Genomic DNA, 20,733 nt, shown 5'->3' with positions numbered 1-20,733 from the left:
GTCGTTTTGTTGGTGCTCATTTTAGGTGTTTCAGTAAAAATGATAATCCGTCCATTTTGAAAATGATTTTTACATATGCGTAATAATGATAAGGTGAGCGTGTAAAAAGAGTGCGATGCCTCCTTAAAGCGGAAGGGAAATGGAAAAGGTGATTGACCTGAAGTTAGATAGAGGGGCTAAAGTAGAAAACTGTCAAACCATCAGCTAAGTAAGAGTGATTATGAATAAGACGGATCTGAGTGCCTATTTAACCAAGCTAGGCTTGCCTAGTGAATTGCCCGCCGATTTGGAGTCATTGCACAGAATTCACGTGGCGCAGCATCGTTGCCTGCCGTTTGAGAATTTTGACATCGCATTGCAGCGAGGCGTCTCTGTTGAGATTGAAGATATTATTCAAAAAACCGTGTACCACTCTCGCGGTGGTTACTGCTTTGAATTAAATGGTTTAATGCTTGATGTGCTCAACACTCTTGGGTTTGAAGCGCGAAGTTTGCTAGGGCGTGTACATGTGTCTGGTACACCAACAGGTCGTAGTCATCAAATCACGTTAGTGACGTTAGAGGAACAAACATGGATTGTCGATGTGGGTTTTGGCTCCAATACCCCTCGAGCGCCATTGCCATTTATCCTTGACCAAGTGATTCAGACGGATTTACAAACCTTCCGTTTTGTCAAAGATGCTCAGTTTGGTTATTTCCTCCAAGTGCTTTCAACCGATGGAACGGACACGTGGAACAATCTATACAGCTTTGACCTAGAGTTTGTGTTTGCTGGTGACATTGCATGTAGCAACTTCTTTACCTCGACTTCGCCTAATTCACGTTTTACTAGCGCAAGAGTCGCTGCTAGAGCGACAGAAAGTGGGTTGGTGACGCTGCTTAACTACACACTCAGATGCACCAATCATGAAGCGCTAACAGAAATAGAGCTAGAGCCAGGTCAAACCTACCTGGATGCGTTGAAAGAATATTTTGGCATTGAGCTTGATGCGCAATACGACGATCTTCGTCCGTTACCTGACGCGTAAAGTTTTCCAGTTTTCAAAGCGTAGCGCGACGAGAACAATGTAATCACTATTTGTCTAGAAGAGGTCGACAGGAATACAGCATGGCGAATTGGGAAGGAGTCAGCGAGTTTGTTGCCGTAGCGGAAACTAACAGCTTTACAGCTGCCGCGGCTAAACTGAAAACGTCAGTGGCACAAATCAGTCGCCGCGTATCGGCACTTGAAGAGCGTCTTGCGGTTAAGTTACTGCATCGCACGACGCGAAAAGTTTCTCTGTCTGAAGCTGGACAGCTTTATTATCAGCAGTGCAAACACTTGGTCGAAGGGCTAGAACTAGCTGAGCTTGCTGTAACGCAAATGCAAACCGAACCGCGAGGTTTGCTGCGTGTGACAGCGCCTGTGACCTATGGGGAAATGAACCTCGCACCGCTCTTGCATCAGTTTTTGGAGAAGTACCCGCGTGTGGATCTCGATTTAGTTCTGACCAATCAAAAACTGGATTTGATAGAGCAAGGGGTAGACGTGGCGATTCGTCTTGGCCGCCTGCAAGACTCCAGCATGATCGCAAAGCGTCTTTCGTCGCGTCAAAATTACGTGTGTGCTAGCCCTATGTATTTGGAGCGATTTGGCGAGCCTCACACATTATCCGAACTGGCTCGACATCAGTGCCTAGTTGGTTCGGTCGATTATTGGCATTTTAAGGAAAATAAACGCGATAAGTCTTTGCGTGTGTCGGGGAGGATTAAATGCAATAGTGGTTTTGCGCTAATGGGCGCCGCCAAACGTGGTTTGGGTTTAGTGCAGTTGCCAGACTATTACGTTCAAGAAGCTCTAGATAACGGTGAGCTAGTCGAGGTGCTGACCGATTACCGAGACGACCGTGAAGGCATTTGGGCACTGTATCCACAAAGCCGAAATTTATCGCCCAAAGTGAGGTTGTTGATCGACTTTTTAGCGCAGGAACTAGCGGATTAGAGTTTTCATGAACTTTAATACAACTGAAGTCGCTAAAACGCCCGGTGATGCCGGGCGTTTTTATTGGGATAAGCGCTTGAACTGGAAATAAATGAACCACTATTGGTTGGATTCCGCGTCTTCACGTTTAATCACTTTGTGCCCATCTTCAGACACGCCTTGCTTCCAATAGCTGCTGATGTAGATATTCTCGCGATCGACTTCTTTCTCATTGCGGAAATATTGGCGCAGCGCGCGCATTGAATCGAACTCACACGCACACCATACCGAAGCGTTACCGTCTAACCACTCGAGTTCGCGAACGCTATCAGCCAAGGTTTGCTGTTCAGTTAGCCAAATCAACTCCATACCGGCTGGCGTGTTTAGGGGTTGAATGTCGGCTGGAGACATCACGCTGATCACAGCGTAGCCTTTGGCCTCTTCTGGCAGCGTACGAATTTTCGCAGAAAGTGCTGGAAGTGCTGTCATATCGGCAGCCATGAAGAACCAATCCGCCTCAGTATTTAAGTTGGAGATGCTACCTGGCCCAACAATGCTGATCGTGTCGCCTTTTTGCGCGGCCATTGCCCAACGCGCTGCAAATCCGCATTGCAGATCTTGCGTTACGTGTCGGACGAAATCCACTTCGATTGAACTGGTTTCTGGATGAAAGCGTCGGATAGTGTAGGTGCGCATGATTGGTCGGTCGTCTTCTGGCAGGATGCTCAGATCCGCGCCGCCCATATCGTTAAACAGTAATTTGATGTAACTGCCTTCGCAGTCACGAGGAAAGTGGCTCAGCGCCTCACCTTGCAAGGTAATGCGCTGCATGTTTGGAGTGATGGTTTCTGTGTCTGTGACAACAAGCGTTTTAGGTTGAGGCTTCTTTTTCATTGTTACTTTACTCGATAATTATTCTCTTTCTCATTTAAAGATTATCAAGTTCCCTAACAAGAGGGTAGCGTCTTTAAACAAATTTACACTGTGAATTAACGCCAAAGCCTCAAGCAAAATGCAGTATCTGTCCTTTCCCAATTACGTAAAGTGAGTCGTTTTTTAACCCAAAATAGACTTATATCATTGGAATCGTAGACAACAGCAACAGCGCAGCCATGCTGTAGTTGAACCCCTTAACGCGTTTATCGGTGGTCAACCAACGCTGCAATTGCATACCTGCCGCCGTCCAAAATGTTACCGATGGCAAGTTAGCTAAGCAGAAGATACCGGCGATAAAAGTCAGTTCGAGCCATGCACCGCCACTGCTGTATACCGTAATGGCCGTCAACGCCATCGACCAACCTTTTGGGTTCACCCATTGGAATGCGACAGCCCCTAAAAAAGACATCGGGCGAAAATCGTGTTTTGCTTCTGTTTTGTCGCTGGTGGCGATTTTGTACGTCAAGTACAGCAAATAACTCAAGCTCAATACTTTCAAAATGGAGTGGGTGAGCGGGTAGGCATGGAACAGGCTCATCAAGCCAATGCCCACCAAAATTAACATGGCACCAAAGCCGAAGGTAATGCCCAACATGTGTGGGATAGTGCGTTTAAAGCCGACATTTGCCCCTGAGGTCATCAACATAATGTTATTGGGACCCGGCGTAAAAGTGGAGACAAAAGCGAACAACGCCAAAGCGCCCAGTTGATGATATTCCATAGATTGTTCCTTGAATCAGTTCTCGATAAGTTGAGAACAACTATAAGTAGAACTGAGGTCAATATTGTGCTTTTATTTGATGATTAGAAACTAAATAAGCAATGAAACATCATCATGGATAGATTTGACGAAAGAATATTGCAAGTGCTCAAACGAGACGGAAGAATCTCCAATGTGGAGCTGTCGGAACGCGTTGGTTTATCTCCATCTGCAACCTTACGCCGAGTGCAAGATTTAGAGCGTAAAGGCGTGATCAAAGGCTACCGAGCAGTACTGGATAATCAGCAACTTGGCGTGGGTTTTGTTGCTTATGTGTCGATTGGTTTGGCCTCGCACTCTAAGCAGGCACAGCTGGGTTTCGAAGAGCATGTACGTTTTGTAAACGAGGTGGTGGAATGTCACAACATTACGGGATCTAACGAATATCTCATACGCGTAGAGACGCAAGATCTCGCCGCTTATAAAGCGTTCCATGCTGATGTGTTGGGTGAGTGCGAACACGTCAAGTCGATCACAACGATGGTGGTGATGGACACACCAAAAGACGAGCGATAGCCAAACGAGAGTGACAGTTTTTGTGGCACATGAATTTGAAGTGACTCGAAAGAGTCAGTCGAGTATGAGAATGGTTCACAACAAATGCTGGAAAGCAGATGGCACTCTTACAATTTCCATATTTATTCTCACCTTCTAAATAATCCCATCCTGCTAGTTTTGCTTAAACCGCTTGTGTTTCAGAGCGGCGAGTCAGCAAAATTAAGGATGAACGATGAAATCACATGTAACACTTCCTCTTTTGAGCTTAAGCGCTGTTGCCGCATTGAGCTCATTTAACGTCAACGCCCACGGCTGGGTAGAGTTTCCAAGTGCTCGTCAAAATACGTGTTATTTAGACGGTGGCTTTTGGACCAACGAGATCCCTAACCAAGCGTGTAAAGCGGCTTTTGAAGAATCTGGTGCGTACCCGTTTGTGCAACGCAGCGAAATTGCAGCAAACGTACCAAATTACCGAGATATGGAGCATGTGAAAGCCGTGGTTCGCGACGGTGAGCTATGTTCTGCTGGCGATACAGCTAAGAAAGGCTTGAACATTCCTTCTCCAAACTGGCAGCGCACCAATGTTACGCCAGATGCAAATAACCAGATTGAATTGGTGTTTTACGGCAAAGCGCCGCACAACCCATCATACTGGGAATTCTATCTCACCAAGCCAACTTATGATGATTCAAAACCTCTTACTTGGAGTGATTTAGAGCTGATCGACACCGCAGGTGATGTGTATGTTGATGCGGAAAAACGCTACCGTATTCAGGTGACTTTCCCTGCTGATCGTTCGGGCGATGCGGTACTTTACACTCGTTGGCAGCGTATTGATGTCGCTGGGGAAGGTTTCTACAACTGTAGTGACATTACGTTAAACGGAACAGGCACGACGCCACCGACTGACCCTGTTGATCCAACCGAACCGGGCAATAATCTGACATCTCTAGGCTACTTTGTTCAGCAAGGTTTCGGACCAGTAGAAGCGGGTGACACCATCCGTTTCCGTACGTTTAATGCGACAGGCAATGAAATTGTCGATATTTCACTGCCAATCAGCGCAAACAATACGACGACTTGGGCGGCAGAAATTGCGGATCAATTTAACGCGCAGCAAACGGGCGATTGGTACGTGGGCATTTGGCATCAAGAGATGAACCACTACATGTTCGATAGTAACAACGTGAATGCGAACCAAGTATTAGCGCCAAGCGCAGACTTCAGTTATGCGTTGTCACTGATCAAAGCGGATGTACCGCCACCAGTTGAACCAACCAACTTGTGGGACAAGACGGCTGTTTACGACCAAGGTGATGTGGTGACGCACAACGGCAAAGAATGGACCGCCCAGTGGTGGACGTCTGGTGAGGAACCTGGCACAACGGGTCAATGGGGTGTATGGCGTTAAGCCATTTATTCTGGCTCTGAACAATAAAACCCTTCTCATGTGAGAAGGGTTTGTTTTTTCAGTCTAAAACGACCACTTTGGTCGAGTGGTTGTCTTGAAAATCAGAGCACATATCGTTATTCGCTTGCTCTCCACTCGTTCCAGTTGAGCATCGCGTAGTCTGCCAGTTTGAGCATCGGAATGTCTTCGTGCGTATCACCGTAGGCATAAACAGACGCAAATTCGTCGAGCGAAAACGTGGCCCTAACGCGCGAGACTTTTTTTTCTAAACTGCAATCACCTTGCTGGTAAAAGCCACTCAGTTTTGGCTGTTCTGAGATCAGTTCACTGCACAGCAAGTGGTAACCGTTCGCTTCACACCAAGGCTTGAGATACGCATTGAGTGATGCCGACACCACCACAATGGTATCGCCTCTGTGCTGATGCCACGCCAACCTTTCCATCGCTTCTGGCCGTAAGTACAGCGGGATCACTTCGTGGGCAAACTGAGCGCCAATCGCTTCAATTTTCTGCGTTTCTTTCCCTGAAAATGCAATAAAACTGCTGAGAGGACGCATAACACGAGCGGGTAACACTCCGAGTTTGTACAGCGCATAAAATGGCATGATAGCGACCTTTCCCACTCGTTTGCGCAGGCCATAAGCAGAATAGTGGAGGAAAAGGCTAAACATATCCTCTCGGGTGATGGTGCCATCAAAATCAAACAGTGCCAGTGACGGCTTAGTAGTATCGAGCAAACTCAGCGCCTATTTTTTGGTTTAAGATCGTTTTGTGTTTATTGATAAAACACCGCCAACCAGATGGTTTCTTGCGTTGGGTCAGTCCAGCTCACTTTGTGTTTGGTATGAGCTGGAATCGTAACGTGATCGCCTGCCTCAAGTCGTTGCACGACACCTGATTCAAAAGTCAGCTCACCTGCTCCTTTAAGAACCAAGACCCATTCATGTTCTTCTTGATCGTACCAGCCACTTTCGGGAGAGGTTTGCCCCGTTGAGAGAATGCGTTCTATACGCAGGTTTTTGTGGGTCAGCAGGTCTTCGAACACTTCCTCGTCGAGGTTATTCGGTAAGTCTTTAAACAGGTTCATGGCCTTTCCTTAGAGAATGATCAGTCCAAAAGGCGCAAGCAATTGCTCTTGTTGCCAATCACAAATTTTAACACCAAACAGAGAAACGCGGCGAACATCCAGCCCGTCTAGTTCGACATGAGTCAGATCACACTGCTCAACGTTAAAGGTTCCCCATTGTTCTGGCGAGAATTCGCAGCGAGATAAATCCGAGCCTTTGAGAGTTGCCCCTGCGAGGTTCGCACCGTTCCAACGGTTTTCAAAGAGGTCACATTTTTCTAGTAACACTCGCTCGAAGTTACAGTAGGTGAGGTTGCAGCCAGTAATAAAAGCAGAACAGAAAAACATGGTGTTACTGACGCGATTAGCAAAGTTCGCACCTTGGAAGTTTGCCCCTTTGAGATCGCACTTACGTAGCTCCAAGCCCATACAATTTGCGCCGTTAAACAGGCTCATCGCCAACATGCAGTTCGTAAAGCTAGCGTCTTTTAAGTTCGCGAAGCGAAAACTACACCCTTCTAGCGCTTTGGATTCGATAAAGCGACAGTCGATGAACTTAGCATCGCGCAGATCGGCATGGTCGAAACAGCACATATAAAAGTGGCAGTTTTTAAAGGTAGCATTCTGAAAATCGTGATGAGAAAAGTTTTCTCGTTCAAAAATGAGATCGGTTTTTAACATGTCTTCTCCTTAGTTGCGAGCAGACTAGCACTCCAAGTGACTGATTTTCCAGAAAAATAACTTCTTGTATTTCAGTGTTTTACAAACCCCTCAAATCGCGATTTTAAGGGGTCAAACGAGCTTTTTAAGTGGGTTGTTTTTTGAAAATAGAAGACGTAGAGGACGAAAAAAGTTTTTGCTGGCTACGAGCCTTAACGAGAGGATTCGCATTTATGGGTATGCATGGCAACTCACACGCACAGTTTGCATTACAGAATTGTATCCTATTTGCATAATTTGTTGATCAATATGGCGTTTCTCCATACAAAAAACCTATATTTTTCACAAATTGATTTCCATCAAAATAGTAGGGTTTCTATGTGCTAGATTGCGTACAGCTCAAAAAGATATAGATACCCGTGTGCTTCAAGGCGCTGAGTTTACTTGAAATCTCAGATCAGTTAGCAGGCACCCCTTTGGGTACGACATAACGAAGCCCTACGAAAGGAAATAAAAATGAAAAAAACAATCTGCAGTCTAGCAGTGGTTGCTGCACTCGTGTCACCAAGTGTTTTCGCTCATAAACAAGGTGACTTCGTTCTTCGTGTTGGTGCGGCGTCTGTCGTTCCAAACGACAGCAGCGATAAGATTCTTGGTTCTCAAGAAGAATTGAAAGTGGATTCAAATACGCAGCTTGGTTTGACGTTTGGCTACATGTTTACAGACAACATCAGTTTAGAGCTTCTAGCAGCAACACCATTCAGCCACGATATTTCAACAGACTTGTTAGGTCTTGGTGATATCGCGGACACCAAACACCTTCCACCAACGCTTATGGTGCAGTACTACTTTGGCGAGCCACAAAGTAAGTTCCGTCCATACGTGGGTGCAGGTCTCAACTACACCATGTTCTTTGATGAGGGCTTCAATAGCACGGGTAAAGGCGCTGGTCTTTCAGATCTTAAGTTGGATGACTCATTCGGTCTAGCAGCGAATATTGGTGTGGACTACATGATCAACGATCAATGGTTCCTCAACGCTGCTGCGTGGTACGCAAACATTGAAACAGAAGCAACTTACAAAGCAGGTGGAGAGAAGCAAAAAACCGACGTCAAAATTAACCCTTGGGTATTTATGATCAGCGGCGGTTACAAGTTCTAAGAAAAACCAGTAGTTACACGCACATTACTATTATTGGCATGACTTTGGGGGCGGTTACGGGGACTGCCCCTCTTTTTTATCCTCGTTTTGATTGCACATCATTTACTCCACTTAGCAACATGCAAAATTGGATCTTTACCTTGCAGATCATTTTATTGTCGGAAGATCGAAAAGTCCTACACTGATCACATAATTGAACAAGTGGACAATATAAATGAGCGACGACATCGCAAAGCATTCCTCCTCCAGATCTAAGCTGGTAAAAACTCTTTTCTTTACTCTCTGTGTTATCGCATTTGGTGCGATGTATTGGTCTTGGCAGTATTCAGACAGTCACCCAAGCACAGAAGATGCCTATGTTAGGGCAAAAATTTTGTCGGTAGCGCCTCAGGTAAAAGGCCAAGTGGTTTCTGTGGATGTCAAAGACTTCCAATCTGTTAACAAAGGTGACCTACTGCTGAAGATAGATTCACGCCCATATTTGTTGGCAGTGAAGCAAGCAAAAGGGGCATACCAATTGGCGGTCCAGCAACATGACGTTGCTGATAAGCAGGTAACTGAAGCCGTTGCGGGCTTAGATGCGGCGCGATCTAACCTGACAGAAGCGCAAGTGGAGTACAAACGTACGGATTCTCTAGTGAAACGTAAACTGGCGTCAGACCAAGATTTAGATACGGCGAAAAACAAACTAGCCAATGCCCAAGCGAGCCTAGAGCAAGCGCGCGCGACGGTAGAAAAAGCCATTGCGAACCGTGGTGAAGAAGGCGCAGAGGCTGCGGTCGTTCAACAAGCTGCAGCACAGTTAGCGCAAGCGGAGCTGAACTTGAGCTACACCGACATTACGTCACCAGTGGATGGCATTGCCGGTGAAATCAATACGCACGTAGGCTCGGTCGTTAGCGTGGGTCAAACGCTGTTCCCTGTGATTTTAAAAGACAGCTATTGGGTACGCGCGAACTTTAAAGAAACCGATCTTACTCATATTAAACCTGGTATGCATGCGGATGTGGTGATTGATATGTACCCAGACGTGGTGTGGAAAGCAACGGTAGAGCAGCTGTCGCCTGCGAGTGGTACATCGTTCTCCTTGATGCCACCAGAAAACGCAACGGGTAACTGGGTTAAAATCAAACAGCGTTTCCCTGTACGTTTGGCATTAGAAGTACCGGCCGATGCGCCGCAACTTCGCGTGGGTGCGAGCTCAGAAGTCACCATTGATTTGCAAAGTAGCGTGCAATGAGCCATCAAATTACGGCAGACAAACGGGGGATTGCCACCGTCGCCGTGATGCTTTCTGCCATCATGGTGTTAATCGATATGACCGTTGCGAACGTGTCGCTATCGCACATGATGGGCGCGTTGGGCGCAACGGCAGACCAAATTACGTGGGTGCTGACGGGTTACAGCATGGCGGAAGCGATCTTCATTCCGATGACCAGTTTCTGGGTGTCGCGCTTTGGTGAACGCAAAGTCATGCTGGTTGCCGTGGTCGGTTTTGTGATTGCCAGTGCGCTTTGTGGGCAAGCACAGTCTCTTGAAGAGATGGTGCTATTTCGCATTATCCAAGGCGCTTTCGGCGCGTCGGTGATTCCATTGGCGCAGTCGACGTTAGTGCAGATTTATCCGTATGAGCAAAAAGGCAAAGCGATGGCGATTTTCTCCATCGGCATTTTGCTTGGTCCTATTTTGGGCCCAGTTGTGGGTGGTGTGATCACCGACAACATTAACTGGCGCTGGATTTTTTACATCAACTTGCCATTCGGTTTGATCTGTACCTCTTTGATTTATCGCTATATCCACATCGACAACAAATCCAAACCTAACTTTGACTGGTGGATCATCGGTTACATGGCGTTAGGTGTGGGCGCGTTGCAGTTTGTGTTGGATAAAGGGAATGAAGAAGACTGGCTCGACTCACGCATGATTCAGACGGCGATATTGCTCGCAGTCATGGGATTGGTGATGTGGATCTATCGCAGTTGGAAAACCAAAAGTCCAATAGCGCCATTGTGGCTGCTGAAAGACCGAAACCTTATGGTCTCGTCATTGATGATTGCCGTGGTGTCGATGGCGATGTTTGGCCTGACGACTCAACAACCAATGCTGTTGGAAAGCTTGCTGGATTATCCGGTCTCAACCACTGGTTTATTAATGGCACCGCGTGGGTTGGCGTCAGCGGCGATGTTGATTTTGGTGATTAAGCTCAATCCGCAATTCGATCCCAGAATCAAAATAGTCTTTGGCTTGAGCTGCATCGGGATTGGTAGCTATTTGATGACGCAGTACTCACTGCAGATCGATACATTTTGGATTGTGATGCCGAGTATGATTCAGGGGATGGGGCTTGGTTTAACCTTCTCGACGCTATCCACCTTGGCGTATTTAACGATTCCGAAAGAGCAATCTGTTGCGGCGGCGAGTATTTACAATCTGTTCCGTACCATTGGTAGCTCGTTTGGTATTTCTATCGCCACCACGTTCCAATATCGTGATAGTCAGCAGCAATGGCATGCGCTGGGAGAGGGTATTAATCCTTATAATCCTAACTTGCATGACTGGGCGGCCAATCAGGGGCTTTCTATTACCGACCCGGTTGCGTTAGACCAATACCAACAGATGTTGCAGCAGCAATCGCAAATGGTCGCGTTTGTGCACACCTTCCAGCTTGTGGGAGTGATGTTCGTGATCATGATGCCGATGCTGGTTTTCATTCGGTCGCGTGAATAACATGAAGTTCCGGTGAATAGTGTAAGAGAACGCCTCTCAAGTTGTGTCAGCTTGAGAGGCGTTTTTTATTGGACAGTGCCAGTGAAAGAAGGACGTTTACTCAAATGTCACTTCGTCAAAATGCGGATTGGTTTTGAGCGCGCGCATTGCGACTAATTGTTCAGTCGGGAAGGCGGTGTGCTCACCATCCATATCTAAAAACAAGCACTCTTGTCGCTGCATGTCGTAGCCTGTGTCGAACGCGTTGCCCTGATGAGTTTCACCATTTTTTAGTGTGATCTCGATAGGGAGCTTAAACATACAGGCGATTTCAATAAAATCGTATTGGCTGCAAGTCACCATAGCTTTCTCCTTTCAAACCGACGCAGTATTCAGAAGGTTTGAGAACCGCTTCCTTAATATAGAAAACGTTTGATTGAAACTGAATCTTCATCTTACACCTCATTTTGGTCACGAAATAGACATACACGCACGTTTTAATAAACCTACTGTTGAGCGTTCGCAAGCGAGACAAAACTACGATATGTCTGAAACGATACTTAAGCGCACATACCTAACGAGTGAACAAAAGACACAAAAGCCAAGTTCACTGATTTCCCCTCAAACCTACCATGCGCAGTTGGCGCACCGTGTTCACCACTCGCCTCAATTTGAAAACGGCCGCGTTAAAAACGAGATGCCAAATATCCCTAGCCCGCAATCATTCTGGCAGGTGTGTTGGAGCTATCTTGGTGGTAGAACGCCATTGAGTCCTAACGAACATCTGCCACATTTCCCAATTCAACCTACGCAGTTTGCGCAGAGAAGTGAATCGATGCGCGTTACTTGGCTGGGCCATTCCACCATGCTGGTGGAGGTCGATGGCATTCGAATTCTGACTGATCCGGTATTTGATTACGCTTCTCCGTTCATCGCAAAAGCGTGGTTTGAACGCAATATTCCCAATACCCATGCCAGAGATTGTTTGCCGATTCCTGAAATTATCGTGATTTCGCACGATCATTACGACCATTTAGAAGCATCGACCATACGTTTCTACGCCGATAAACCCGTGACTTTTTATGTACCCTTAGGGGTTGGCAAGCATCTGATAAAGTGGGGCGTTTGCGCAGACAACATCGTGGAATTCGATTGGTGGGATAGCGTGCACTATGCCGGAATCGAACTGATTTGTACGCCTGCTAACCATAATTCGGGTCGTACTTATTTCGATAAAAACTCGACCCTGTGGGCTTCTTGGGTCATCAAAGGCAAAGAAGAGACGCTCTATTTTAGTGGCGATTCAGCTTACGATTCGCACTTTTCCGAGATCGCACTGCGATGTGGACCAATCGACATTGCCTGTTTGGAAGTGGCTGCTGATGTGAAAGGCCAAGGTTATCCGGTCGAAAACTGGGGGCACATGCAGGCTCATCATACCGTGCAAGCGTTTCGCGATTTAAATGCGAAAAAACTGTTGCCCGTGCATTGGGCTACATACGAGCTATTTACTCACCGCTGGGACGAACCGATTTTAGATTTGCTTACCCATTGTCAAAAAGAACATATAACGCTGCTGACGCCAATGCCGGGGGAGAGTTTTTACGTTCATCAAGAACATATAAATAAACAATGGTGGCGAGAAAAAGAAATAGGTGAGCCAGATATAATTTTGACTTAATAATATGTTCTTACTTCAATAATTATTTTAGAAGTTAACCTTGTTATTTTCAGAATATAACAAGGTTTTTTACTCGCTTACTCATCAATCACTTGAGGTTTTAACTCGACGACATTTCCTTCCGGATCATGTATATAGAGTGATCTACCGAACCCTTGTGCGCCATACCGCTTCGCAAACTCTTCGGTTTCAATGCCGCGCGCACGCAGATATTCCAGTAATTCATCCTCGGAAAAAGGCGCCAATTGCAGGCAAAAATGGTCAATATTACGACCATTTTGAACTGGTGGCTTACCGCCGAGTTGGCCCAATTCGCTGTCTACCGTCACTACATCAATCAATGCGTTACCTGCCCTAAGTTGAGTTAAACCAAGTTCCGTTACTTCGCGTTCGACAGGGCAGCCCAAAATGTCTCGATAGAAATGCAACATAGCATCGAGGTTACAGGTCCTTAAAACAACATGATCAAGCGCTTTGATGGCGATTGGATTTTTGGTGGGCATGCTTCACTCCTTTTTGCATTGTGTTGAGGTAAGTATAAAGTGACCTTAAAAGTGGTGAGAGAAATGATCAAATTCCAGATGTTTTTTTGCTAGAGCGAGTGCAGAAACACTGCAACTCAAAGCAAACAAAAAAGGCTAGCGTATTGCTAGCCTTTTGGGATATGGATGGGGCTATTACTCGTAATCAGAAGCGTAAGTTTCTTCGTAAGAGTGTGAGTAAAGCTCGAATAGGTTGCCGAATGGGTCTTCTAGGTAAACCATTTTCGCAGGCTTATTATCGTCTTCTGGGTGGTAACGCATGATGTCCATGCGAACTTTGCCACCTAGTGCTTCGGTGCGTTTGATAGCACCTTCAAAATCGTCTGTCTGTAAACAGAAATGGAATATACCGATGCGAGAAAAATCCACTTCATGGCGCTCTTGACGTTCTTTCATTTCGAATAACTCAAGGCCGATGCCATCACTTGTCACAAGGTGCGCAATGTTGAAGCCTTTAAAGCCTTCCCCAAAGACCGCAATACACATTCTGCCAATTGCCGTTTCGCGTTCTTCAATCACTTTCGTGTTGCCCATAACGACTTTTAGACCTAGCGCTTGCGTGTAAAACTCAACCGCTTTGTCCATATCTCCGACCATAATACCGACATGATTCATTTTCATTTGTTTGCTCCCAACATGTGTGTTTGAACGTTGTCTTGTTTCGATGTGGGAGAGTATATGGCGTGATATTGATTACATGAAATTATCATAAATTATAAAAATGATAATTTTATTTAATGATGTGCGTATTGGGATTGATTTAGTGAGCTAAGGCCTCAACAGCTTGCCTCACCGAGGTGAAATGAATCTTGATAATGCACCGTTGCGCGAGGCTGAATTCATGCGATTGGATTAATGACGTAACCTCTTCTACGGACAGCGTTCGTTCTTTTGGGTGTAAAAGAGTGGTGTTCGAACCATTGTTTTTCAATTCGAACGTGTTGCCATTTGAGTCAATAACGTAATCATCTTGCCCAAAAATGAGGGCTTCGCATTCAGAGTCTAAGTCGGACTGGGAATGCGTGTAGATCAGCTCATCGTCGCCGTCTAGTTTTAGCAAGCATGGCCAGCATACTGCGTGGTCTCTCATGGTTAACTCATTATTCATTGTTATTTAGAAACTTGACCCAGGTTGTTGCAAAAACGCTAACTCTTCGGGAGTGCTCTTTCTTCCCAGTATCGCATTGCGATGAGGATAGCGCCCAAACTGGTCGATGATGGCTTTGTGTTTTAGCTCAAAATCGTAGTTATTTTCAAGCCCTGATGCGCGAAACAATTTTTCAGCTTCGACATGAATGAGGCGAGATTCGCTATGCATAAATGGCATGTACAAAAAACTTAGCTGCTCAGGCGCTAATTCTTTGTCGTGACCTAACCGAATTGCCTCTTGAGCCAATGCTAATGCGAGTGGGTCTTGTGCAAACGCTTTTGGGGTGTTGCGATACACATTACGTGAAAACTGGTCGAGGACGATGATTTCGGCCAATCGTCCTTGTGCGCTGTTACGCCAATTAAACAGTTCACAACGAGCGGCTTGTTCTAATACCGAGGCAAATCGCGATGCAATACGCTTGTCCAGTTCTGGGTTGTTTTCAAACCAATTTTGGGGCGATAGCTCCTCGAACCAAAATTTGATGACTTCTTGGTACATGGATCTTCCTTCCTATTGCATTAGCTAAAGAATAAAAAGCCAGAAGGCGAGCTCCTGGCTTTCTGCGTGTTATCGACCGTAAGTCTCTACGATGTAACGTTCAAAATCGTCACACATTTGTTCGTCAGAGATGGCGTTGCTTGCCAGCTCTTTACTGCCGTCGACGACTTTAATCGCGGCGTTCAGTGAAGCGACTGATGCTCGCTCTCGCGTCGCAAGTGAGTCGATTTTCTTCTGCTGCACTTCCCATGCCTGTTCTGGCGACAGGTTACACACGTCTGCAAGGTATTTGGCATTGAAGCCTTCGCCAGTCAGGCTGACAATGGTTTCGTTGTGCGACAAGTGATTACCTGCGTGCCAGTAGTGTTTTGCCAGCAGTGGGCCAATTTCTGGGTTATCCGTCAGGTAACCAAACTTCTCAAGGAAGTATGCACGGGTCTGATACACCGCCATGTGCGCGAGTAGATAACCTTGATACGCACAAGCTGCTTCGTCGGATAGCAAATGTGGAATCGCCATCAGTGGGCGAGGGCTGCATTCCAAACCAAGGATCTGCTTTTCACAATCGCGAGCGAGCTTAGTGATGCGCTCTGGCGTTAACTCGTCATCGCTCAATTGATACAACGCGCGCTCAAAATATGGTACAACCAAGATGCTACGTTCTTCATAAGCTTTGAATGGCTGACGGCTGTTGATCATTGCTTGAATAATCTCATCAGGAACAGAATTCCCTTCATCATCCAGTGCGTACTGTTTTAGCCAATCGGCATCGGTTAACAGGCTATCACAGAACATCGACTGAGTTTCTGCATAAGCCATTGACGTCGGCGAAAACTCCTGCGAGAAACAAGGCGCGTTCATTTTTACGTTCGCAAAGTGTGCTGCGTGGCCGCCTTCGTGGAACAGCGTGTTAATGCCATCGTAGCCGCTTCCCACTTGGTCTGGTTTGGCATTACTGGTGAAGTTCACCTGCGCTGCGACCCATTCGCCTTGATTATAGAAAGAAGGGATAGGGCCGTGGCAGAACCCATTCGGGTACTTACCTTTGCGATCTAGTAAATCCAGCGTTAGCGTCGCGCCAGAGTAATCAATATTTAGGCGACCAAATGATTCTACCCAGCGTCTCAGAGATTTTGAGAACGGCACGTATGGGTCAAGGTCACGCATAACGTCACCCGCGAATGAGTAAACAAAGTTGTAGCCTGCTAGTGCGCTTGCGCCTTTCTCTTTCGCCAAGTTTTCTAAGCTGTTTAGGTGTGCATCTCGCGTGCGTTGTTCGAAATCTTCCAAAATCTCGAATAGCTGCTCAGTGCTCATCTTTTCCGTTTTTTGCACGGAGTAATCAAAGAAAGTCGCATAACCCAGTGAGCGAGCGAACTGGTTGCGCAGTTTGATCAGTTCAATAAAGCCGTTTTGCAGTAGCCATTGTTCAAGGTTCAGCAACGCTTGATGAGCCGATTGGCGAACTTCTTCATGATTGCTGGTGCGAATGGTTGAGCTTAATACTGGAAGTGAACCTTCTACTTGCTCGCCGTTCTCATCGGTAAATGTTTGTACGTGGTTCTGTTTTTTCTTGAAGAGCTCAGCTTCAAAGGCAATGAGCTGATTTTTCAACGCTTGTGCTTTTTCGCCCTCGATAGCGTGAGATTCAAACATCGCCAGCCAACCAGATAGACCCGTAATGGTTTGTTGTTTCTCTTGTGGGTCGGTAATTGAGTCCGCGGCTTCAAGCTGTTGTTTGATGTCAGTAATTTGCTCGGCGTTGCTTAAAAAGCTTGTCCATGCCGTTTGTGCTTGCGTCGAGCCATCATGGTCATCGCTGATCCCCATGTAAGTTTCCCAAAAGAAATCTTCTTTGGTGCGGTGAATCGCAAGGTAACGTTTATTGAGGTCGTTGAGATAATCCGTTGCGGTCATTTTGATCCTTCAAATGGTTTCGTTATGTAGACAGTTGATTATTGCACGCTTGGTCGCGAGAAAGGAACGCTAATCTCATTTGTCGATTTTGCATCGCGTAAAGGTGATTTTACTATTTGTTTACATTTGGGTGAGTTAATAGGAGTTATGAGCTTGCAGTGTTAAGACTGGTATGGAGTTTACAGTTTATTAAGTAATTAATCTGCAGTGCGCTATCGATGATCCTTATCAGGTGTAATAAGATTTCCATATCGTGGCGATACAGTTGGAAACGATATGATAAATAAGACAAAAGTTACGTTATTGGCGGTAGGTACGATTTTAGTTGGATGTTCCACAGTCGCGCCACCAAGAAATGATGCGGTTGAAAGCATTCAACAAAAGTGCTCTGTGATTTTAAGCAATGATGTTGCGGGCGATCAGCGCTGGCAGACGTACAACGGCTTGCTTGTAGAATATGCCGTGCATGGCGTTAAGAGTCAGGCACAACTGGAACGTTTTGAAGCGTTTGTGCAGAGAGTGCAAGATGATGAGTCTGGACAGTTAGTTACTGAGTTGATTGAGGTCACCGACTGGGGATGCTCAAACGGCAATTATCTTGAAGAGATGAGCTTGTTTATTCAAGAAGTTCAAAAGTAAAAAACCGAGCGTTAAGTCGCTCGGTTTTTCTGTTTGTGGAACGCTTTTGTACGCCGGTTCGTCAGGACGTTTACTCCTCTGGATACTCGCCCATACCTTGCGTTTTACCTTCCGCTTTCCAATGCTCTCCAGGAGCAAATGCTTCATCGCATAAATCTACGGTGTAGCCCATTTCTGTGATTTCCTTCAAAGTGAGGTTATCAGCAATATTTGCAACTTCCCCCGATTTATTCCGTAACTCCATGTTGATCTCTCCTCTGTAGGTAGACGAGTGGCATCAATGCACAGTGAAGAATGCATTGCTAACCTTTGTTCTAAGTATATAACCCTCTGCTAAAAATGAAGGTTTAATCCACTTTTTAAATGTGGTTAATTGGATAATGCTTTGAGCTGCTTCCGTTATTTAGAACCGCAGCATCGCGATAGTTTGCCATTTGTGATTTATTGAGTGATTAAACGGTCAATTTGGAAACTCGAAATGGTGATTCTCGACCACGCTTTAGCACAACAAATTGTTGATCGAACCATGTCCATCATTGGTCACAATGTGAATGTGATGAACTCGGCAGGCATCATCATTGGCAGTGGCGACCCTAAACGTGTTGGGCAAGTGCATGATGGCGCGGTACTGGCGCTGAATCATGGCGATTCGCTAGAGCTTAATGAGCAGCAATGTTTGACGTTGCAGGGTGTCAAACCCGGTATCAATATGTTGTTGAAATTACATGGCGACGTGGTCGGTATTGTTGGCGTCACAGGCGAGCCGGAGAAAATCCGAGATTTTGCAAAACTGGTTAAAATGACCGCTGAACTGACAATCGAGCAAGCTGCGCTGGTGGAAAAATTTCAGTGGGACAGACGTCATCGTGAAGAGTTTATTCTGGCTTGGATCAATGGCAAATTGACCGATGAAGAGCTGAAAGATTGGGCGATGCGTCTTTCTATCGATGTTACTCAATCACGGGTGGCAACGGTGATTGAAGTCTCGACGCCGTCCGCCTCGAAAAGCATGAAGAGTGTGCGCAATATTGTTGAGCTGCTTGAATACCCAGAGCGTAACAACCTAGTTGCGATTGTCTCAGTGAATGAAATTGTGGTGCTGAAACCGTGTCATTCCGCCAAGCAGTGGGATAGCCAAATCGAAAGTGAACGCATTGATAAGTTGATGTCGCGTTTAAGCGATCACGATTCGCATACGTTTCACATTGCGCTAGGGCAGCTGTTTAATGAGCCTAAAGATGTCGCGTTGTCATACCAAAGCGCGAAGCAGGTATTAGCCATTGGCAAGCAGTTCTACCCAGAGAAACGTAAGTACCTGTTCGATGAACTTCGTTTGCCTGTTTTGTTAGCGCCGTTGGCGGATATTTGGCAAGGTGAACAAATTATTGATGGCGTGAAACGGTTGAAAGAGAAAGACAAATCCGGGCAATTATTGAAAACCCTAGATGCGTTGTTTGAATGCAATGGCAATGTGACGGAATGCTCTAAAATGCTGTTTATTCACCGGAACACTCTGCGTTATCGGTTAGAAAAAATCACCGAGATAACGGGGCTACCAACCACCAATTTTGTGGGGTTAGCGGAGCTTTATATTGCGACTCGGCTCTCAAAAATGGCGTGACATTGTGCATTTGCACAATACGCGTTATTTTTTGACCACATCATTTGTCACTCCGCCTAAAGGAATTCGAAAGCAAACGATTAATAATTCATGCGTCCCTACATGTTGAGTGAGCCAACACGGACTCGCTCAGCAAAATAAGAATAAATGGAGTTATCATGAACCTTATATTAATCCTGCTTGGGGTGATCGCATTTATTGTGCTCACGACCACCAAATTCAAATTACATCCCTTTTTAGCGCTGATCATCGCGGCGTTCCTTGCGGCATTTGCTTACGGCTTACCGGCAGATAGCATTGCCAAAACCATTGCTTCTGGCTTTGGCGGCATCCTTGGTTACATTGGTTTGGTTATCGTTTTAGGTACCATCATTGGTGTTATTTTGGAAAAAAGTGGTGCGGCGATCACCATGGCCGATACGGTCATCAAAGTGTTGGGTGAGCGTTTCCCAACATTGACCATGAGCATCATCGGTTACATCGTTTCTGTTCCAGTATTTTGTGATTCAGGCTTTGTCATTCTGAACTCGCTCAAAGAATCACTCGCTAAGCGTTTAAAAACCTCAAGCGTTGCGATGAGTGTGGCGTTGGCAACTGGCCTATACGCAACGCACACGTTTGTGCCGCCAACTCCTGGCCCGATTGCCGCTGCGGGTAACTTAGGCCTGGAATCTAACCTTGGTTTAGTGATTGGTGTGGGTGTGTTTGTTGCAGCGGTTGCGGCGTTAGCGGGTATGTTGTGGGCGAACCGATTCCAACATGTTGAACCAGATGGCATTGAAGCCGTAGAAGAAATTCAGCAAGACTGGCAAGCACTCAAAGCGTCTTACGGCAAATTGCCAACGGCGAGCCAAGCATTCGCTCCTATTTTTGTTCCTATCTTATTGATCTGTTTTGGCTCTATCGCGAAATTCCCAAGCCTACCGCTGGGCGAAGGTTTTGTGTTTGATGTTCTGACTTTCTTAGGACAGCCACTAACGGCATTAGTGATTGGCCTGTTCCTTTCTGTTCGCCTACTCAAATCAGACAACAAGATTGAAGAATTTGGCGAGCGAATCAGCCAAGGTATTACGGCTGCTGCGCCTATTCTTTTGATTACCGGTGCGGGTGGCGCATTTGGCGCGGTATTAAAAGCCACGCCGCTAGGTGAATACTTGGGTACGACGCTATCGGCGCTGGGCGTGGGTATTTTCATGCCATTTATCGTTGCGGCTGCGCTAAAGTCGGCGCAAGGATCATCAACGGTTGCATTGGTGACCACATCGGCTTTGGTTGCGCCTATGCTTACGCAATTGGGGCTCGATTCAGAAATGGGCCGCGTATTAACGGTGATGGCGATCGGTGCAGGTGCGATGACGGTTTCTCATGCAAACGACAGTTTCTTCTGGGTAGTTTCGCAGTTTAGCCGCATGTCGGTGGGCTTAGCGTACCGCGCGCAAACCATGGCTACGCTCGTTCAAGGTGTCACGGCAATGGCATTGGTGTACATTTTGAGCCTCGTTCTCTTATAAGTCTCTGGAAGTAC

Annotated in this window: 23 protein-coding genes; 11 read left to right on the top strand and 12 right to left on the bottom strand. The window is 46.3% G+C overall.

Annotated features, from left to right (window positions below; translation table 11 throughout):
- The first annotated feature begins 220 nt into the window (after window positions 1–220).
- A complete protein-coding gene (locus H9L11_RS16885; RefSeq protein WP_054576499.1) occupies window positions 221–1,027 on the top strand; it encodes an arylamine N-acetyltransferase in 807 nt (268 codons plus the stop codon).
- Between the two features lie 80 nt (window positions 1,028–1,107).
- Window positions 1,108–1,980 carry a LysR family transcriptional regulator gene (locus H9L11_RS16880; RefSeq protein WP_017633836.1) on the top strand — a complete coding sequence of 291 codons (873 nt, stop codon included), beginning with the start codon at window positions 1,108–1,110 and terminating at the stop codon, window positions 1,978–1,980.
- Between the two features lie 99 nt (window positions 1,981–2,079).
- On the opposite strand, the gene H9L11_RS16875 is transcribed toward H9L11_RS16880, so the two are convergent.
- Both H9L11_RS16875 and H9L11_RS16870 read right to left on the bottom strand, forming a co-directional pair.
- On the bottom strand, window positions 2,080–2,853 hold the full coding sequence (locus H9L11_RS16875; RefSeq protein ID WP_017821025.1) for a siderophore-interacting protein: 774 nt from the start codon (window positions 2,851–2,853) through the stop codon (window positions 2,080–2,082).
- 178 nt (window positions 2,854–3,031) lie between these two features.
- Complete coding sequence (locus H9L11_RS16870; protein WP_054578560.1) at window positions 3,032–3,616, bottom strand: LysE family translocator; 585 nt, start codon at window positions 3,614–3,616, stop codon at window positions 3,032–3,034.
- 114 nt (window positions 3,617–3,730) lie between these two features.
- On the opposite strand from H9L11_RS16870, the gene H9L11_RS16865 reads away from it, so the two are divergent.
- Window positions 3,731–4,171 carry an Lrp/AsnC family transcriptional regulator gene (locus H9L11_RS16865; RefSeq protein ID WP_005374369.1) on the top strand — a complete coding sequence of 147 codons (441 nt, stop codon included), beginning with the start codon at window positions 3,731–3,733 and terminating at the stop codon, window positions 4,169–4,171.
- 214 nt (window positions 4,172–4,385) lie between these two features.
- Window positions 4,386–5,564, top strand: coding sequence for a lytic polysaccharide monooxygenase (locus H9L11_RS16860; protein WP_053308042.1), 1,179 nt, complete (start codon window positions 4,386–4,388; stop codon window positions 5,562–5,564).
- 116 nt (window positions 5,565–5,680) lie between these two features.
- Here H9L11_RS16860 and H9L11_RS16855 read toward each other — a convergent pair whose 3' ends face one another.
- Genes H9L11_RS16855 through H9L11_RS16845 form a run of 3 tightly spaced genes read right to left on the bottom strand, consistent with a single transcriptional unit; the run spans window position 5,681 to window position 7,311 of the window.
- Window positions 5,681–6,301: an HAD-IB family hydrolase gene (locus H9L11_RS16855; protein WP_031778857.1), complete on the bottom strand. Its 621-nt coding sequence runs from the start codon at window positions 6,299–6,301 to the stop codon at window positions 5,681–5,683.
- A gap of 38 nt (window positions 6,302–6,339) precedes the next feature.
- Window positions 6,340–6,651, bottom strand: coding sequence for a cupin domain-containing protein (locus H9L11_RS16850; RefSeq protein ID WP_005374359.1), 312 nt, complete (start codon window positions 6,649–6,651; stop codon window positions 6,340–6,342).
- 9 nt (window positions 6,652–6,660) lie between these two features.
- The gene (locus H9L11_RS16845; RefSeq protein WP_005374358.1) at window positions 6,661–7,311 is read right to left on the bottom strand and encodes a Qnr family pentapeptide repeat protein; all 651 of its coding nucleotides are present in this window, start codon (window positions 7,309–7,311) and stop codon (window positions 6,661–6,663) included.
- A 495-nt stretch (window positions 7,312–7,806) separates the two neighbouring features.
- Between H9L11_RS16845 and ompW the strand changes: the two genes are divergently transcribed.
- The 3 genes from ompW to H9L11_RS16830 all read left to right on the top strand — a co-directional run bounded on the left by ompW (window position 7,807) and on the right by H9L11_RS16830 (window position 11,178).
- On the top strand, window positions 7,807–8,451 hold the full coding sequence (gene ompW / locus H9L11_RS16840; protein ID WP_064354457.1) for an outer membrane protein OmpW: 645 nt from the start codon (window positions 7,807–7,809) through the stop codon (window positions 8,449–8,451).
- Window positions 8,452–8,665: 214 nt separating this feature from the next.
- A complete protein-coding gene (locus H9L11_RS16835; RefSeq protein WP_064376359.1) occupies window positions 8,666–9,691 on the top strand; it encodes an HlyD family secretion protein in 1,026 nt (341 codons plus the stop codon).
- Window positions 9,688–11,178, top strand: coding sequence for an MDR family MFS transporter (locus H9L11_RS16830; protein ID WP_017634371.1), 1,491 nt, complete (start codon window positions 9,688–9,690; stop codon window positions 11,176–11,178). The genes H9L11_RS16835 and H9L11_RS16830 overlap by 4 nt, the downstream gene beginning before the upstream one ends.
- A gap of 96 nt (window positions 11,179–11,274) precedes the next feature.
- Here H9L11_RS16830 and H9L11_RS16825 read toward each other — a convergent pair whose 3' ends face one another.
- A complete protein-coding gene (locus H9L11_RS16825; RefSeq protein WP_005374351.1) occupies window positions 11,275–11,520 on the bottom strand; it encodes a Rho-binding antiterminator in 246 nt (81 codons plus the stop codon).
- A gap of 181 nt (window positions 11,521–11,701) precedes the next feature.
- Here H9L11_RS16825 and H9L11_RS16820 point away from each other — a divergent pair, with 181 nt between their 5' ends.
- Window positions 11,702–12,838 (top strand): MBL fold metallo-hydrolase, encoded by a 1,137-nt coding sequence (locus H9L11_RS16820; RefSeq protein WP_054576493.1) that lies wholly within the window; start codon window positions 11,702–11,704, stop codon window positions 12,836–12,838.
- A 77-nt stretch (window positions 12,839–12,915) separates the two neighbouring features.
- Here H9L11_RS16820 and H9L11_RS16815 read toward each other — a convergent pair whose 3' ends face one another.
- From H9L11_RS16815 to H9L11_RS16795, 5 genes are all read right to left on the bottom strand, one after another.
- Window positions 12,916–13,341, bottom strand: coding sequence for a VOC family protein (locus H9L11_RS16815; RefSeq protein WP_017634369.1), 426 nt, complete (start codon window positions 13,339–13,341; stop codon window positions 12,916–12,918).
- Between the two features lie 174 nt (window positions 13,342–13,515).
- Window positions 13,516–14,001: a VOC family protein gene (locus H9L11_RS16810; protein ID WP_025768760.1), complete on the bottom strand. Its 486-nt coding sequence runs from the start codon at window positions 13,999–14,001 to the stop codon at window positions 13,516–13,518.
- 139 nt (window positions 14,002–14,140) lie between these two features.
- On the bottom strand, window positions 14,141–14,470 hold the full coding sequence (locus H9L11_RS16805; RefSeq protein WP_033907198.1) for a DUF4144 domain-containing protein: 330 nt from the start codon (window positions 14,468–14,470) through the stop codon (window positions 14,141–14,143).
- A 24-nt stretch (window positions 14,471–14,494) separates the two neighbouring features.
- Window positions 14,495–15,031, bottom strand: coding sequence for a DUF924 family protein (locus H9L11_RS16800; RefSeq protein WP_191116161.1), 537 nt, complete (start codon window positions 15,029–15,031; stop codon window positions 14,495–14,497).
- A gap of 69 nt (window positions 15,032–15,100) precedes the next feature.
- Window positions 15,101–16,948 (bottom strand): M3 family metallopeptidase, encoded by a 1,848-nt coding sequence (locus H9L11_RS16795; RefSeq protein WP_205391299.1) that lies wholly within the window; start codon window positions 16,946–16,948, stop codon window positions 15,101–15,103.
- 276 nt (window positions 16,949–17,224) lie between these two features.
- Here H9L11_RS16795 and H9L11_RS16790 point away from each other — a divergent pair, with 276 nt between their 5' ends.
- On the top strand, window positions 17,225–17,587 hold the full coding sequence (locus tag H9L11_RS16790) for a hypothetical protein (RefSeq protein ID WP_017634365.1): 363 nt from the start codon (window positions 17,225–17,227) through the stop codon (window positions 17,585–17,587).
- A gap of 70 nt (window positions 17,588–17,657) precedes the next feature.
- On the opposite strand, the gene H9L11_RS16785 is transcribed toward H9L11_RS16790, so the two are convergent.
- Window positions 17,658–17,831 (bottom strand): hypothetical protein, encoded by a 174-nt coding sequence (locus tag H9L11_RS16785; protein ID WP_005374332.1) that lies wholly within the window; start codon window positions 17,829–17,831, stop codon window positions 17,658–17,660.
- 234 nt (window positions 17,832–18,065) lie between these two features.
- Between H9L11_RS16785 and H9L11_RS16780 the strand changes: the two genes are divergently transcribed.
- Together H9L11_RS16780 and H9L11_RS16775 are read left to right on the top strand one after the other, a co-directional pair.
- Window positions 18,066–19,208, top strand: coding sequence for a sugar diacid recognition domain-containing protein (locus H9L11_RS16780; RefSeq protein ID WP_081107476.1), 1,143 nt, complete (start codon window positions 18,066–18,068; stop codon window positions 19,206–19,208).
- Window positions 19,209–19,366: 158 nt separating this feature from the next.
- Entirely contained in the window at window positions 19,367–20,719 is a 1,353-nt protein-coding gene (locus H9L11_RS16775; protein WP_005391886.1) for a GntP family permease, read from the top strand.
- The last annotated feature ends 14 nt before the right edge of the window (window positions 20,720–20,733 follow it).

This window comes from Vibrio sp. sp1, from assembly GCF_016920955.1.
Classification (GTDB): Bacteria; Pseudomonadota; Gammaproteobacteria; order Enterobacterales; family Vibrionaceae; genus Vibrio; species Vibrio alginolyticus.
Note: the sequence above shows the minus strand (reverse complement) of the source record. Positions and strands in the feature narration are given on the sequence as shown.

Bases quoted from the DNA above. Each gene is read 5' to 3' on its own strand.
- H9L11_RS16860 (WP_053308042.1), top strand. From the start codon at position 4,386: ATGAAATCACATGTAACACTTCCTCTTTTGAGCTTAAGCGCTGTTGCC.
- H9L11_RS16785 (WP_005374332.1), bottom strand. From the start codon at position 17,831: ATGGAGTTACGGAATAAATCGGGGGAAGTTGCAAATATTGCTGATAAC.
- H9L11_RS16850 (WP_005374359.1), bottom strand. From the start codon at position 6,651: ATGAACCTGTTTAAAGACTTACCGAATAACCTCGACGAGGAAGTGTTC.
- H9L11_RS16805 (WP_033907198.1), bottom strand. From the start codon at position 14,470: ATGAGAGACCACGCAGTATGCTGGCCATGCTTGCTAAAACTAGACGGC.
- H9L11_RS16810 (WP_025768760.1), bottom strand. From the start codon at position 14,001: ATGAAAATGAATCATGTCGGTATTATGGTCGGAGATATGGACAAAGCG.
- H9L11_RS16790 (WP_017634365.1), top strand. From the start codon at position 17,225: ATGATAAATAAGACAAAAGTTACGTTATTGGCGGTAGGTACGATTTTA.
- H9L11_RS16795 (WP_205391299.1), bottom strand. From the start codon at position 16,948: ATGACCGCAACGGATTATCTCAACGACCTCAATAAACGTTACCTTGCG.
- H9L11_RS16800 (WP_191116161.1), bottom strand. From the start codon at position 15,031: ATGTACCAAGAAGTCATCAAATTTTGGTTCGAGGAGCTATCGCCCCAA.
- H9L11_RS16875 (WP_017821025.1), bottom strand. From the start codon at position 2,853: ATGAAAAAGAAGCCTCAACCTAAAACGCTTGTTGTCACAGACACAGAA.
- H9L11_RS16775 (WP_005391886.1), top strand. From the start codon at position 19,367: ATGAACCTTATATTAATCCTGCTTGGGGTGATCGCATTTATTGTGCTC.
- H9L11_RS16870 (WP_054578560.1), bottom strand. From the start codon at position 3,616: ATGGAATATCATCAACTGGGCGCTTTGGCGTTGTTCGCTTTTGTCTCC.
- H9L11_RS16865 (WP_005374369.1), top strand. From the start codon at position 3,731: ATGGATAGATTTGACGAAAGAATATTGCAAGTGCTCAAACGAGACGGA.
- H9L11_RS16885 (WP_054576499.1), top strand. From the start codon at position 221: ATGAATAAGACGGATCTGAGTGCCTATTTAACCAAGCTAGGCTTGCCT.
- ompW (WP_064354457.1), top strand. From the start codon at position 7,807: ATGAAAAAAACAATCTGCAGTCTAGCAGTGGTTGCTGCACTCGTGTCA.
- H9L11_RS16820 (WP_054576493.1), top strand. From the start codon at position 11,702: ATGTCTGAAACGATACTTAAGCGCACATACCTAACGAGTGAACAAAAG.
- H9L11_RS16880 (WP_017633836.1), top strand. From the start codon at position 1,108: ATGGCGAATTGGGAAGGAGTCAGCGAGTTTGTTGCCGTAGCGGAAACT.
- H9L11_RS16825 (WP_005374351.1), bottom strand. From the start codon at position 11,520: ATGGTGACTTGCAGCCAATACGATTTTATTGAAATCGCCTGTATGTTT.
- H9L11_RS16830 (WP_017634371.1), top strand. From the start codon at position 9,688: ATGAGCCATCAAATTACGGCAGACAAACGGGGGATTGCCACCGTCGCC.
- H9L11_RS16780 (WP_081107476.1), top strand. From the start codon at position 18,066: ATGGTGATTCTCGACCACGCTTTAGCACAACAAATTGTTGATCGAACC.
- H9L11_RS16815 (WP_017634369.1), bottom strand. From the start codon at position 13,341: ATGCCCACCAAAAATCCAATCGCCATCAAAGCGCTTGATCATGTTGTT.
- H9L11_RS16845 (WP_005374358.1), bottom strand. From the start codon at position 7,311: ATGTTAAAAACCGATCTCATTTTTGAACGAGAAAACTTTTCTCATCAC.
- H9L11_RS16835 (WP_064376359.1), top strand. From the start codon at position 8,666: ATGAGCGACGACATCGCAAAGCATTCCTCCTCCAGATCTAAGCTGGTA.